Annotated in this window: 11 protein-coding genes; 6 read left to right on the top strand and 5 right to left on the bottom strand. The window is 63.3% G+C overall.

The genetic code is table 11. The annotated features are described in order from the left end of the window. The first annotated feature begins 255 nt into the window (after positions 1-255). The 6 genes from tkt (at position 256) to pgl (ending at position 8,563) form a co-directional block, all read left to right on the top strand. Positions 256-2,397 carry a transketolase gene (gene tkt / locus HED64_RS08165; RefSeq protein WP_168151560.1) on the top strand — a complete coding sequence of 714 codons (2,142 nt, stop codon included), beginning with the start codon at positions 256-258 and terminating at the stop codon, positions 2,395-2,397. A gap of 39 nt (positions 2,398-2,436) precedes the next feature. Then, positions 2,437-3,552, top strand: coding sequence for a transaldolase (tal, locus tag HED64_RS08160; protein WP_168151559.1), 1,116 nt, complete (start codon positions 2,437-2,439; stop codon positions 3,550-3,552). Further along, complete coding sequence (locus HED64_RS08155) at positions 3,549-5,180, top strand: glucose-6-phosphate isomerase (RefSeq protein WP_168151558.1); 1,632 nt, start codon at positions 3,549-3,551, stop codon at positions 5,178-5,180. Before tal ends, HED64_RS08155 begins: the two co-directional genes overlap by 4 nt. Positions 5,181-5,311: 131 nt before the next feature. Then, positions 5,312-6,871 (top strand): glucose-6-phosphate dehydrogenase, encoded by a 1,560-nt coding sequence (zwf, locus tag HED64_RS08150; protein ID WP_168151557.1) that lies wholly within the window; start codon positions 5,312-5,314, stop codon positions 6,869-6,871. Next, the gene (locus tag HED64_RS08145; protein WP_168151556.1) at positions 6,868-7,809 is read left to right on the top strand and encodes a glucose-6-phosphate dehydrogenase assembly protein OpcA; all 942 of its coding nucleotides are present in this window, start codon (positions 6,868-6,870) and stop codon (positions 7,807-7,809) included. The genes zwf and HED64_RS08145 overlap by 4 nt, the downstream gene beginning before the upstream one ends. After that, the gene (gene pgl, locus HED64_RS08140; RefSeq protein WP_168151789.1) at positions 7,799-8,563 is read left to right on the top strand and encodes a 6-phosphogluconolactonase; all 765 of its coding nucleotides are present in this window, start codon (positions 7,799-7,801) and stop codon (positions 8,561-8,563) included. Before HED64_RS08145 ends, pgl begins: the two co-directional genes overlap by 11 nt. A gap of 99 nt (positions 8,564-8,662) precedes the next feature. On the opposite strand, the gene secG is transcribed toward pgl, so the two are convergent. The 5 genes from secG to HED64_RS08115 all read right to left on the bottom strand — a co-directional run bounded on the left by secG (position 8,663) and on the right by HED64_RS08115 (position 12,902). Further along, positions 8,663-8,914 (bottom strand): preprotein translocase subunit SecG, encoded by a 252-nt coding sequence (gene secG, locus HED64_RS08135; protein ID WP_168151555.1) that lies wholly within the window; start codon positions 8,912-8,914, stop codon positions 8,663-8,665. A gap of 28 nt (positions 8,915-8,942) precedes the next feature. Next, entirely contained in the window at positions 8,943-9,758 is an 816-nt protein-coding gene (tpiA, locus tag HED64_RS08130; RefSeq protein ID WP_168151554.1) for a triose-phosphate isomerase, read from the bottom strand. Beyond that, entirely contained in the window at positions 9,755-10,987 is a 1,233-nt protein-coding gene (locus HED64_RS08125) for a phosphoglycerate kinase (RefSeq protein ID WP_168151553.1), read from the bottom strand. The genes tpiA and HED64_RS08125 overlap by 4 nt, the downstream gene beginning before the upstream one ends. Before the next feature lie 28 nt (positions 10,988-11,015). Continuing rightward, positions 11,016-12,029 carry a type I glyceraldehyde-3-phosphate dehydrogenase gene (gap, locus tag HED64_RS08120; protein WP_168151552.1) on the bottom strand — a complete coding sequence of 338 codons (1,014 nt, stop codon included), beginning with the start codon at positions 12,027-12,029 and terminating at the stop codon, positions 11,016-11,018. A gap of 243 nt (positions 12,030-12,272) precedes the next feature. Further along, positions 12,273-12,902: a superoxide dismutase gene (locus tag HED64_RS08115; protein ID WP_168151551.1), complete on the bottom strand. Its 630-nt coding sequence runs from the start codon at positions 12,900-12,902 to the stop codon at positions 12,273-12,275. Between the last annotated feature and the right edge of the window lie 10 nt (positions 12,903-12,912).

The following is a 12,912-nucleotide window of genomic DNA, read 5'->3' as shown; positions in this document are numbered from 1 at the left end:
AGACACCACTCATCATACCCTTTTACGTCCCGTAGAAATCGGCCGGTTGAGCGGTGCTCTCTCAACGCCCAAGCCAACGCGGTGCTCGCGGAGTTTTCGCCATGCCTCAATAACAGGCCACAAAGGGGCACTTTCGTGCACAAAGCGGCTAAGCTGGGAGCGTTGCGCCGCCGCCGAAACTGTCCTGTCTTTACCGGACGGACGGCGGCGTTGTGCTTAGCAGGCCCGGCACCGGCGCAACCAGCAGACTTTGAAATGCACACCGTACAGGGAGGACCCCACATCGTGGCGCCACTAGCAGACAACAGTGAATTCGCATGGAGCGATCTTGACCAGCGAGCAGTAGACACCGCTCGCGTACTTGCCGCCGACGCGGTCGAAAAGGTCGGGAACGGACACCCCGGAACGGCGATCTCGCTGGCCCCCGCCGCCTACCTGATCTTCCAGCAGCACCTGCGCCACGACCCCAGCGATCCCGCGTGGCTCGGCCGCGACCGCTTTGTACTCTCCCCCGGTCACACCTCGCTGACCCTTTACCTGCAGCTCTTCCTCTCCGGCTACGGCCTGGAAATGGAAGACCTCGCGGCCCTGCGCACCTGGGGTGCCAAGACCCCCGGCCACCCGGAATACGGTCACACCGCGGGCGTGGAAATCACCACCGGCCCGCTGGGTCAGGGTCTGGCCTCCGCGGTCGGCTTCGCCTACGGCCAGCGCCGCATGCGCGGCATGATGGACGCGGCAGCACCCGCCGGCACCTCCCCGTTTGACCACACCGTCTGGGTCATCGCCTCCGATGGAGACCTGCAGGAGGGTGTCACCTCCGAGGCTTCCTCGCTGGCCGGACACCAGGAACTGGGCAACCTCGTTGTCATTTACGATGAGAACCACATCTCCATCGAGGACGACACCGACGTGGCGTTCACCGAAAACGTTCTGGGCCGCTACGAGGCCTATGGCTGGCACACGCAGCGTGTTGACTGGACCAAGACCGGTGACTACGTTGAGGATCTGGCCGAGCTCGATGCAGCATTGCGCGCCGCCAAGGCAGAAACTAACCGTCCCTCGATCATTAGCCTGCGCACCATCATCGGCTTCCCGGCGCCGACCAAAAAAGACACCGGTGGCATCCACGGCTCCAAGCTCGGCGGCTCCGAGGTTGCCGGCCTGAAGACCGTTCTGGGCTTCGACCCGGAAGAATCCTTCGTGATCGCCGATGAGGTCTTGGCCCACGCCCGCTCCGTCCAGGAGCGCGGCACCGCTGCCCGCGCCAGCTGGCAGCAGGGCTTCGACGCCTGGAGCGCAGCCAACCCGGAAAACGCGGCATTGCTGACCCGCCTAGAATCCGGCGAGCTGCCGGCCGGCTGGGACGAAAACCTGCCGGAATTCGAAGCCGGCAAGGACGTCGCCACCCGCTCGGCCTCCGGTAAGGTCATCAACTCCGTCGCTTCGGTACTGCCCGAGCTCTGGGGCGGCTCGGCCGACCTCGCCGGCTCGAACAACACCACCATCGAGGGCGCTTCTTCCTTCATTCCGGAATCACGCTCCACCGATTCCTGGAAGGGCAACCCCTACGGACGGGTGCTGCACTTCGGCATCCGCGAGCACGCCGCGGCAGCCATCGTCAACGGCATCACCCTGGCCTCCCCGACTCGCGCCTACTCGGGTACCTTCCTGATCTTCTCCGACTACCAGCGCCCGGCCATCCGCCTCTCGGCACTGATGGGCGTTCCGTCGATCTACGTCTGGACTCACGACTCCATCGGTCTGGGTGAAGACGGACCGACGCACCAGCCGGTTGAGCAGCTCGCTTCGCTGCGTGCCATCCCGAACCTTGATGTGGTTCGCCCGGCCGACGCCAACGAGGTCTCCTTCGCTTGGAAGAAGATCCTGGAAACCACCTCCAACCCGGCGGGCATCATCCTCTCGAGGCAGAACCTGCCGGTCTACGACCGCAGCGAGCTGGGCTTCGGCGCGGCATCGGGAACCGAAAAGGGTGCCTACGTGCTGGCCGACGCCACCGCCAACTCCGAGGTAGTGACCCCGCAGGTCCTGCTGTTGGCCACCGGCTCCGAGGTTTCCCTGGCCATCGAGGCCCGTGAAGCGCTTCAGGCTCAGGGCGTGGGCGCCCGCGTCGTGTCGATCCCCTGCCTGGAATGGTTTAACAAGCAGGATGCCGCCTACCGCGAATCGGTGCTCCCGGCAGCGATCAAGGCCCGCGTTTCCGTCGAGGCCGGCGTGGCCCAGGGCTGGCGCGAACTCGTGGGGGATGCCGGACGCATCATCTCGTTGGATCACTACGGGGCATCGGCTGACTACAAGCGCCTCTACTCCGAATTTGGAATCACCACCGAGGCCATCACCGCCGCGGCCCTTGATTCCATCTCGGCCGCCAAGTAATCCCCCCGACTTTCACCACTTCCCAAAGGATTTTTCATCGTGAGTAACACAAACACCCAGGCACTGTCCGACGCTGGCGTTTCCATCTGGTTGGATGACCTTTCACGCGAACGCTTGTCCTCCGGTTCGCTGGAAGCACTGATCAAGGAGAAGAACGTGGTTGGTGTGACCACCAACCCCTCGATCTTCCACGCCGCACTGTCCAACGGCGAGTCCTACGCACAGCAGGTTGCGCAGCTGGCAGCCGCCGGCATGGACGCCGAGGAAGCAGTCTTCAAGATCACCAGCGATGACGTCGCAGCCGCCTGCGACCTGTTCGCACCCATCGCCGCAGCCACCAACGGTGCCGATGGCCGCGTCTCCATCGAGGTCGACCCGCGTCTTGCCCGCAAGACCGCGGAGACCATCGCCGAAGCCAAGGTGCTCTACGACCTGGTGAACCGCGAAAACGTGCTCATCAAGATCCCGGCCACCGTCGAGGGCCTGGAAGCCATCGCCGAAACCCTGGCCGCCGGCATCTCGGTGAACGTCACCCTGATCTTCTCCCTGGAGCGCTACCGCGCCGTCATCAACGCCTTCCTCACCGGTCTGGAGGCCGCGAAGGCCAATGGCCACGATGTGTCAAAGATCCACTCGGTGGCTTCCTTCTTCGTTTCCCGCGTGGATTCGGAAATTGACGCACGCTTGAACGTCATCAACACCCCGGAGGCCGAGTCGATGCGCGGCAAGGCCGGACTGGCCAACGCCATTCTGGCCTACCAGGTCTATGAGGAGTCCTTCACCTCCGAGCGCTGGAACCTGTTGGCCGCCGCCGGCGCCAACGCACAGCGCCCGCTGTGGGCCTCCACCGGCGTGAAGGATCCAGCCCTGCCGGACACCCTCTACGTCACCGGACTGTGCGCACCGAACACCGTGAACACCATGCCGGAGAAGACCCTGGAAGCCACCGCCGATCACGCGGTGATCACCGGAGATACCGTCACCGGTGCTTACGCCGAGGCCAACGCCGTGCTCGACTCCCTCGCCGCACTGGGTGTTGACTACAACGATGTTGTGACCAAGCTCGAGGTTGAGGGTCTGGAGAAGTTCGAGACCGCCTGGAACGAACTGCTCACCGACCTCGCAGCCTCGCTGAAGAACGCTGGCGGGAAATGAGTTCCCTCGGGTTCATCGCCATGGGGGCCGCGCAGGCGGCCATCGAGGCGCATGTACCCACCTTGGTCACCACGCAGGTAGCCAGCCGCATCACCCACAAGGACACCAGCATCTGGGTCCCCTCGGCACGCGAGGAGGCGGCCACGCGTCTGGGCTGGATCGATGCACCGAGCACCTCCCGTGCCCTGCTGCCAGAGATTCTGGCGCTGCGTGATGAGCTGCGCGCCGAGGGTGTCAACCGCATTGTGCTCGCCGGCATGGGCGGCTCCTCGCTGGCCCCGGAGGTCATCTGCGCCACCAATAACGTGGAGCTGGTGGTCGCCGATTCCACCGACCCGGAGATGCTCGCCGGCATCCTGACCGATCGCTTGGCGACCACCGCGCTGGTGGTCTCCTCAAAGTCTGGCTCCACCGTGGAGACCGACTCGCAGCGTCGCGTCTTTGAACAGGCGTTTAACGACGCGGGCATCAATGCAGCCAGCCGCATCATCGTGGTCACCGATCCCGGATCCCCGATGGATGAGGCCAGCCGTGCCGCCGGATACCGTGCGGTCTTCAATGCGGATCCGAACGTTGGCGGGCGCTACTCGGCGCTTACCGCCTTCGGTCTGGTCCCGGCGGGTCTGGCCGGCGTGGACATCGCTGCCTTCCTCGATGAGGCTGCCGACGCAGCGGAGTTCCTGGCCGAGGACGATGAAGATAACATCGCCCTCGCCCTGGGCGCCGCGATGGCCGGCACCGTCCCGCTGCGTGACAAGCTGATCTTCAGCGATGAGGGATCGGGACTGGTGGGCTTTGCCGACTGGGCCGAACAGCTCATCGCCGAATCCACCGGCAAGTCTCAGCGCGGGGTGCTACCCGTAGTGGTGGAGGCCGGATCCCCGGAAACCACCAGCGCCGCGGCGGATTTCCTGCAGATTCGCCTGGTGGCCGACACCGGCCTGCTCACCGATGATGAGCTGGATGCATCCAGCTCCGCCGTAGCCCTCTCCGGGGCCCTCGGTGCGCAGATGCTGCTCTGGGAGTACGCCACGGTCATCGCCGGGCACCTGTTGGAGATCGATCCGTTTAACCAGCCCGACGTGGAGGCGGCCAAGGTCGCAGCCCGTTCGTTCCTGGATGCTACCCCGGAGGACGAAACGCCACTGCTGGTGGAGGGCGCCATCGAGGTGAGCGGATCGTCCGAGCTGTTGGCCGGAGTTAACACGCTCGCCGAGGCGCTTAATGCCCTGTTGGCGGCCATGCCTTCCAACGGCTACCTCGCGGTGCAGGCCTACCTGAACCGTCACGCCGATGGGCGACTGGAGGAGTTGCGTCCACTGCTGGCCGCCGCGAGTGATCGCCCGGTGACCTTCGGCTGGGGTCCGCGCTTCCTGCACTCCACCGGACAGTTCCACAAGGGTGGCCCGCGCGTGGGCGCCTACCTGCAGCTGAGTGCCGAGTCCACCATGGATCTGTCCATCCCCGGACGAGACTTCACCTTCGGTGAGTTGCTCGCCGCGCAGTCCAGCGGAGATGCCCACGTGCTCAGCGATCTGGGCCGCCCGGTCTTGCGTCTGCACCTGCGTGACAAGGACGCGGGAATCCGCCAGCTAGAAGAATTGGTGCGGAGCCTGGCCACGGCCTAAACCACACCAGTACTTCCGCTGTATCGCAACAGCGCGCATCGGGTACATTTGCTACCCGGTGCGCGCTGTTGACCGCAGTACCACCCTTTTTGCTTTCCCCCCTCCCTCCTGCGAAGGATTCTGCCCCGCTGATGCTTGATTCCTCTCGGCGCACCGCGTCAACCACCACCAATCCCCTACGCGATCGTCGGGACCGACGCCTGGACCGCATTGCCGGTCCCTCGGCACTGGTCTTCTTCGGCATCACCGGAGATCTGGCCCGCAAAAAACTCATGCCCGCCGTGTACGATCTGGCCAACCGCGGCCTGCTGCCGCCCAACTTCGCGATTGTTGGCTTCGGGCGCCGCGACTGGGACGCACAGCAATTTGCCGCCGAGGCCAAGGCCTGGGTTCAGGCCCACGCCCGCACCGCCTTTAACGAGACGGTCTGGGAGCAGCTCTCCAGCGGCCTGCGTTTCATTTCCGGTGGTTTTGACGATGACGATGCCTTCATCAGGCTGCGCAAAACCCTTGAGGAACTGAACACCACCCGCGGCACCGGCAAAAACCACGCTTTTTATCTCTCCATCCCGCCGAACTCCTTTGAGCAGGTCTGCGAGCAGCTTTCCAAGCATGGGCTGGCCAACGATGCTTCCCCGGATGCCGGCTGGTCTCGCGTGGTCATCGAAAAGCCGTTTGGGCACAACCTGAAGTCCGCCCGCGAGCTGAATCAAATCGTTGAATCGGTGTTCCCGCCCGATGCCGTCTTCCGCATCGACCACTATTTGGGCAAGGAGACGGTGCAGAACCTGCTGGCACTGCGCTTCGCCAATCAGCTTTTTGAGCCATTGTGGAACTCCAAGTACGTTGACCACGTGCAGATCACCATGGCCGAGGACATCGGCATTGGCGGCCGTGCCGGGTACTACGACGGGGTGGGCGCCGCCCGCGACGTGATTCAGAACCACCTGCTGCAGCTGTTGGCACTCACCGCCATGGAGGAGCCGATCAGCTTCGACGCCGATCATCTGCGCAGCGAGAAGGAAAAGATTCTCGCCGCCGTGCGTCTTCCCGAGGACCTGGGGCAGGCAAGCGCCCGCGGGCAATACACCTCCGGCTGGCAGGGCGGGGAAAAGGTCACCGGCTTCCTGGACGAGGAGGGCTTTAACCCTGCGTCCAAGACCGAAACCTACGCGGCGATCAAGGTGGATATCAACACCCGCCGCTGGGCCGGAGCACCGTTCTACCTGCGCGCCGGCAAGCGTCTGGGCCGCCGCGTCACCGAGATCGCGGTGGTCTTCAAACGCGCTCCCAACCTGCTCTTCCGCGATCACCAGGATGATGAGTTTGGGCAGAACGCCATCGTCATCCGGGTGCAGCCCGATGAGGGCGTGACCCTACGTTTCGGCTCAAAGGTTCCCGGCACCCAGATGGAGGTGCGCGATGTGACCATGGACTTCGGTTACGGGCACGCCTTCACCGAGTCCTCCCCCGAGGCCTACGAACGACTGATCCTGGACGTCTTGCTCGGCGAGCCACCACTGTTCCCGAGGCACGAAGAAGTTGAACAGTCCTGGCGCATCCTTGACCCGTTTGAGGAGTACTGGGCGGCTGCCACCGAACAGCCAGAACCCTACGCCCCGGGCTCCTGGGGACCGGCTTCGGCCGACGAATTGATGGCTCGCGACGGAAGGACATGGCGCCGCCCATGATTGTGCAGATGCAGGACACCACCACCTCAAAGATCTCCAAGAAATTGGTCACAATGCGCAGCGCCGGTGGTTCCTCCGCGCTTTCGCGAGTATTAACGCTGCTGGTGATCACCCGTGCCGGCTTCGAGGAAGCCGCGATCTCGGCCGCCGCGTTGGCCAGCCGCGAACACCCCTGCCGCATTGTGGTGATCGTTCAGGGCGATCCCACCGGGGACACCCGACTCGACGCACAGATTCGTCTCGGTGGCGAAGCAGGTGCCGCCGAAGTCATCGTGCTGCATACCTTTGGCCCCGACGCCAAGGTGGATGAATCGCTGGTCTCCGGGTTGCTGCTGCCCGATGCCCCGATCGTGGCCTGGTGGCCGCATGGGGTGCCCGCGGATGCGGCTAACACCCCGCTGGGCCGTATCGCGCACCGCCGCATCACCGATTCCGGTGCCGAGGAGGACCCGCGCGCCGCGCTCTTCTCGCTGGCCGAAACCTACCGTGCCGGAGACACCGATCTGGCATGGACCCGCCTGACCCTCTGGCGTGCCCAGCTGGCTTCGGTCTTTGACCAGCTGGATCCGTCCCTGGTCACCTCGGCCACCGTCACCGGAGCGGTAGATTCACCCTCAACGGTGCTGCTGGCCGCGTGGCTGCGGCTGCGCCTGCGCATCCCCGTCACCCTGGCCTCAACACCCGAGGGCACCGGCGTTCGTTCGGTGCGCTTCTGCCGCACGGCCGGGGACGTGGAACTCAGCCGCCCACCGGGGGACGTGGCCGAGCTGTACCAGCCGGGGCAAAAGGCTCAACTCATTTCCCTGCCACAACGTTCGGTCTCCGACTGCCTCTCCGAGGAGATGCGCCGCCTTGACCCGGACGAGCTCTTTGGCGAGGTGGTGCGTGAGGGACTGAAACTCACCAATCTGAGGAGCATCCGTGCCAGTGAACGCTAAACGCCACGTGGTGATCCACCCGGATCTCCCCAGCACCGCCGCGGCCATCGCCGCCCGGCTCATCACCGCCATCATCGACGCTCAGGCGGCACGCGGCGAAGCCAGCGTGGTACTCACCGGCGGCACGCTGGGCATCGCCTCGTTGGCTCAGGTGGCCGCCTCCCCCGCGCTGAGTGCGGTCAACTGGTCGCGAGTGAACATCTATTGGGGAGATGAACGCTTTGTCGAATCCGGCTCCGCGGATCGCAACGCGGTCCAAGCGGAGGTCTTACTCTCGGTGCTTGATGGCCACGGCCTCGATCGCGGCCGGGTGCACGCCATGGGCTCAACCGATGACTTCGGTACTCCCGAGGAGGCTGCCGTAGCCTACGCAAACGTCTTGGCCGACGAAGCGTCGAACGAGGGAACAGCCGGGGAGTTGCCGATCTTCGATGTGTTGATGCTGGGCATGGGCCCGGACTCCCACGTGGCATCACTCTTCCCCGACCATGCGGGAGCGGCAACGACCGGTGCCAAGGTCATCGGGGTGCACGCTTCACCCAAACCGCCACCGTTGCGCGTGTCCTTGAGTTTTGAGGCCATCAATTCCGCCCGCGCCGTGTGGCTGGTGGTGGCCGGGGCGGACAAGGCGCCGGCCGCCGGTGTGGCCCTGGGCCAGACGCCGGTGACTCGCGAACGCGTTCCCGCTTCGGGCGTGTCGGGCACTACCGGTACCTGGTGGCTGCTGGATGCGGCAGCGGCGGCCCTGATCTAGGCGGAGCAAAACAAAAGCGCGGTCCGCTGAGTTCCCGTTGAAGGGGAAGCTCAGCGGACCGCGCTTTTTGCTTTGCTCAGAAGAGCGTGGTGCTAAAGATTAGGATTCGACGCCGAAGCGCATGAGCAGTCCCAGGCCGATGATGACGGCGACCCAGATCAGACCCAGTACGACCGTGACCCGGTTGAGGTTACGCTCGGCAACGCCGGAGGACCCCAGTGATGAGGTCATGCCACCGCCGAACATGTCAGACATGCCGCCTCCGCGGCCCTTGTGCAGCAGGATCAGCAGTGTTAACAACAGGCTGGTGATGCCCAACAAGATCTGCAATATCAACTTGATGACGTCCATAATTGCCCTTCAATCAGCTCGGTGGCGATTAGTCGGTCACCAGGTGGTGCTCGAACCTAACAATATTAGCAAACTCGGCGGCATCAAGTGATGCGCCACCGACCAACACGCCATCAACATCGCGCTGGGCCAAAATCTGGGCAACGTTTGAGGCCTTGACCGAACCGCCGTAGAGCACGCGGACCTTCGAGGCGATGTCGGCATCGTAGAGCAGCCCGAGTTCGGTGCGGATGGCTGCACAGAGTTCCTGTGCGTCATCGGGACCGGCAACTTCTCCGGTACCGATGGCCCAGACCGGCTCGTAGGCGACCACGAGTGTGGCTGCCTGCTCGGCGGTGATTCCCTCCAGGGAACCGCGCAACTGCTCGAGCGTGTACTGAACATGGGTTCCGGCCTGACGAATCTCCAGGCCCTCCCCCACACACAACACCGGTGTCAGCTCGTGGCGGTAGGCGGCAGCGACCTTGGTAGCCAGCAACGCGTCCGACTCACCGTGGAGGGCCCGACGTTCACTGTGCCCCACCAAAACGTAGCTGCAACCCAGACGGGAGAGGAACTGGCCGGAGATTTCTCCGGTGTACGCTCCCGAATCCTGGGCGGAGAGATCCTGGGCGCCGTAACGCACCGGGAGATCATCGCCCATGGTCAGCGTCTGTACCCCGCGCAGGTCGGTGAAGGGCGGGAAAACCGCCACCTCAACCCGGGCGAAGTCATGCTCGGCGTCGGCCAAGGTCCAGGCCAGCTTCTGCAGCAGCGTGATGCCCTGGACGTGGTCCATATTCATCTTCCAGTTGCCGGCAATCAGCGGCTTCCGGTCGAAGGTGCCGTTTGTCGATGATGTCACTTACGTGCCTCCAAGGCGATCAAACCCGGCAGTTCCTTGCCCTCGAGGTATTCGAGGGAGGCACCGCCGCCGGTTGAGATGTGTCCAAATTCGTCATCGTTGAAGCCCAGGGTGCGGACGGCGGCGGCCGAATCGCCACCACCAACCACACTGAAGGCTTCCGATTCGGCCAGCGCACCGGCCACGGCACGTGTGCCGTTGGCAAACGCCGGGATCTCGAAGACGCCCATCGGGCCATTCCAGAACACCGTGTTGGCGCTGAGGATGTAGCTGGCGAACTTCTCCCCGGAGTCCGGACCGATGTCCAAGCCCAGGCCGGTGTCCCCGAAGGTACCACCGGTGATGTCGTCGGCCGCCCGCACCTCGGAGAGCGCATCGGCACCAAACTTCGATGCCACCACCACATCGGTGGGCAGCACGATCTCGCAGCCAAGTTCCTTGGCTCGTGAGAGGTAACCGCGGCAGGTCTCGAGCTGATCAACTTCCAGCAGCGAGCCGCCCACCTCGTGGCCCAGGGCCTTGAGGAAGGTGAAGGCCATGCCGCCGCCGATCAACAGGTGATCGGCGCGTCCGAGCAGGTTGTCAATAACAGCCAGCTTGTCCGAGACCTTCGAACCGCCAAGAACCACCACGTAGGGGCGCTTGGGAGCCTCGGTGAGGGTCTTGAGCACCCGCACCTCGGTGGCCACCAGGTCGCCCTGGTAGGCGGGCAGCAAGGCAGCGATGTCATAAACGGAGGCGTGCTTGCGGTGGACGGCGCCGAAGGCATCGTTCACATAGGCACCGTTGTCCCCGGTTAATGCGGCCAGTTCCGCGGCCAGCGCGGCACGCTCGGATTCGACCTTGGAGGTTTCGCGCGCATCAAAACGCACGTTTTCCAAAACGAGGACCGAACCGTCGGTGAGCTTGGCTGCCAGCTCCTGGGCCGAGGCACCCACCACGTCGGTGGCAACAACCACGTTGAGCCCGGAGAGCTCGGCAAGCTTGGTGGCTGCGGGAGAAATAGAGTACTGGGGGTCGGGTTCGCCCTTGGGGCGACCCAAGTGGGCCATCACGATGACGCGAGCGCCGGCCTCAGCCAGCTTCTGCACCACCGGGATGGAGGCGCGTACGCGCCCGTCGTCGGTGACGGTGAGCCCATCAAGCGGCACGTTCAGGTCGCTACGGACCAAAACGTGCCGCCCCTGGACACCATCGGCGATCAATTCGTCGAGAGTGTGGGAAGTCATGTGACTAGGTTATCTGAACTCGACGAGACTAAACGAGCCGCGCGCCGACGTAGTCGACCAAGTCGACCAGGCGCGAGGAGTAACCCCACTCGTTGTCGTACCAGGCAACGATCTTTGCGGTGGTGCCGATGACGGTGGTCAATCCGGCGTCGAAGATCGCGGAGTGCTCGTCGTGGACGATGTCGGTGGAAACCAACGGATCCTCGGAGTACTTCAGGTAGCCGACCAGCGGTCCCTCAGCTGCTGCCTTCTTGAAGGCTGCGTTGATTTCTTCAACCGAGGCCTCGCGGGCCAGGTTGACGGTTAGGTCGGTGGCCGAACCGGTCGGAACCGGAACGCGCATGGCGTAACCATTGAGCTTGCCCTTGAGCTCCGGGAGCACCAGGCCGATGGCCTTGGCCGCACCGGTGGAGGTCGGGATCATGTTCAATGCAGCGGCGCGGGCACGGCGCGGATCGGACTTGTGCGGGGAATCCTGCAGATGCTGATCCGCGGTGTAAGCGTGGATGGTGGTCATCAAACCGTCGACGATGCCGAACTGGTCATTCAGGACCTTGGCGATCGGGCCCAGGCAGTTGGTGGTGCACGAAGCGTTGGAGATGATGTGGTGCTTGTCAGCTTCGTACTTCTCGTGGTTAACGCCCATCACGATGGTGATGTCTTCGTGGGAAGCCGGTGCGGAGATGATGACCTTCTTGGCGCCAGCCTGCAGGTGCTTCTCGGCGTCGGCGGCCTTGGTGAACAGACCGGTGGATTCGATGACGATGTCAACGCCAAGCTCTCCCCAGCCGAGGTGTGCGGGGTTCTTCTCCGAGAGGACCTTGATGCGCTTTTTTCCGATGACGATGAAGGCACCGTCAACGCTCACGTCTTCGGCCAGACGGCCCAGAACGGAATCGTACTTGACCAGCATGGCCAGGTCTTGGATGGAGCCGAGATCGTTTACTGCCACGATCTCAATGTTTGCGCCCTTGGCGAGAGAAGCTCGCAGGAAGTTACGGCCAATGCGTCCGAAACCGTTAATGCCAACACGGGTAGTCACGTGTGTATCTCCTAGACAGAGTGGTGTTGCCACTGCCGTACCGGGAGTGATCCCACATTAAGGGAGCACAGGAAACGGAGTGACTTGGAAAGATTGGACACTCCGTTGTGTCATCGGCGTAGATACCGACCGGTTATTGCGCATCTTGCGGGGTTAGCCGCAAGATGCGCAAAACACGATGTTTTTATCTTACGCCATTTTGGCGTTCGATGTGAGGAGGGTTACTCCTCGGGGTGTTGCGTTTTACTTGCCGGGGACGATCAGCTTCGCCGCACCAGCGCGCGCAGCATCAAAACGAGCCGACACATCCGCCCAATTCACAATGTTCCAGAAAGCCTTCACATAGTCGGCCTTAACATTCACGTAATCCAGGTAGAACGCGTGCTCCCACATGTCCAACATCAACAACGGAGTCGTCGCGACCGGAACGTTGCCCTGCTGATCATAAAGCTGCTCAATGACCAACTGGCCACCCAAGCCCTCAAAGCCCAACAACGCCCAACCCGAACCCTGCAAGCTCATCGCAGCAGCGGTGAAGTGCGCACGGAAAGCATCAAAAGAACCAAAAGCGTCATCAATCGCAGCAGCCAACTCACCCTCAGGCTTATCGCCACCCTCCGGAGACAGGTTGTTCCAGAAAATCGAGTGGTTGGTGTGACCACCCAAGTGGAACGCCAAATCCTTGGACAACTTCGGAATCGCTCCGAACTCGCCCTTCTCGCGGGCCTCAGCCAACTGCTCCAACGCAGTATTCGCTCCAGCAACATACGTAGCGTGGTGCTTGGAGTGGTGCAGCTCCATGATCCGCGCCGAAATATTCGGCTCCAAAGCGGCGTAATCGTACTGCAGCTCAGGCAAGGTATAAATAGCCAAAATGACTCCT

This window comes from Paeniglutamicibacter terrestris, assembly GCF_012271785.1.
GTDB lineage: Bacteria > Actinomycetota > Actinomycetes > Actinomycetales > Micrococcaceae > Paeniglutamicibacter > Paeniglutamicibacter terrestris.
Note: the sequence above shows the minus strand (reverse complement) of the source record. Positions and strands in the feature narration are given on the sequence as shown.

Bases quoted from the DNA above. Each gene is read 5' to 3' on its own strand.
- HED64_RS08125 (WP_168151553.1), bottom strand. From the start codon at position 10,987: ATGACTTCCCACACTCTCGACGAATTGATCGCCGATGGTGTCCAGGGG.
- HED64_RS08155 (WP_168151558.1), top strand. From the start codon at position 3,549: ATGAGTTCCCTCGGGTTCATCGCCATGGGGGCCGCGCAGGCGGCCATC.
- zwf (WP_168151557.1), top strand. From the start codon at position 5,312: ATGCTTGATTCCTCTCGGCGCACCGCGTCAACCACCACCAATCCCCTA.
- secG (WP_168151555.1), bottom strand. From the start codon at position 8,914: ATGGACGTCATCAAGTTGATATTGCAGATCTTGTTGGGCATCACCAGC.
- tkt (WP_168151560.1), top strand. From the start codon at position 256: ATGCACACCGTACAGGGAGGACCCCACATCGTGGCGCCACTAGCAGAC.
- HED64_RS08145 (WP_168151556.1), top strand. From the start codon at position 6,868: ATGATTGTGCAGATGCAGGACACCACCACCTCAAAGATCTCCAAGAAA.